Source organism: Streptomyces sp. O3, assembly GCF_054788135.1.
The window spans coordinates 1-512 of the sequence record NZ_JBTVYK010000133.1 but is presented as its reverse complement, the minus strand read 5'-3'; the positions used below and the strand labels follow the sequence as shown (position 1 = coordinate 512).

The following is a 512-nucleotide window of genomic DNA, read 5'->3' as shown; positions in this document are numbered from 1 at the left end:
CCCTGGACGCCGCGTGAGCGTGCCGACCGGTTCGGGGAGTTCGTGCCGCTGCTCGACCGGCTGCTGACCGAGGACTCGGTGACGTACGAGGGGACGTTCTACTCGGCGACGGAGGCGCGGAACATCCCCGGGTGCGTACAGCGGCCGCGGCTGCCCTTCGCCGTCGCGGCCACCGGGCCGCGCGGGCTGAGGCTCGCGGCCCGGCACGGGCAGGCGTGGGTGACCACGGGGGACCCGAAGCTTTTCGAGACGGGTACGCCCGAGGAGTCCCGCTCAGCGCTCCGCGGCCAGATCGAGCGGCTCGGCAAGGCGTGCACGGACATCGGCCGTGACGTGGCCGAGCTGGACAAGGTCCTGCTCACCGGCTTCACCCCGGACCGCGCCCGGCCCCTGGAGTCGCTCGACGCCTTCGTGGACTTCGCCGGGCGCCACCAGGAGCTGGGCTTCACGGAGATCGCGCTCCACTGGCCGATCCCCGACTCGGACTTCGCGGCCGACCAGACCGTCTTCGA

General features: G+C 72.9%; 1 protein-coding gene. It reads left to right on the top strand.

Going from position 1 to position 512, the window contains the following annotated elements; all coding sequences use genetic code 11:
- A partial coding sequence (locus ACX6XY_RS30035; RefSeq protein ID WP_460337775.1) for an LLM class flavin-dependent oxidoreductase occupies positions 1-512 on the top strand: 512 nt, incomplete at both ends.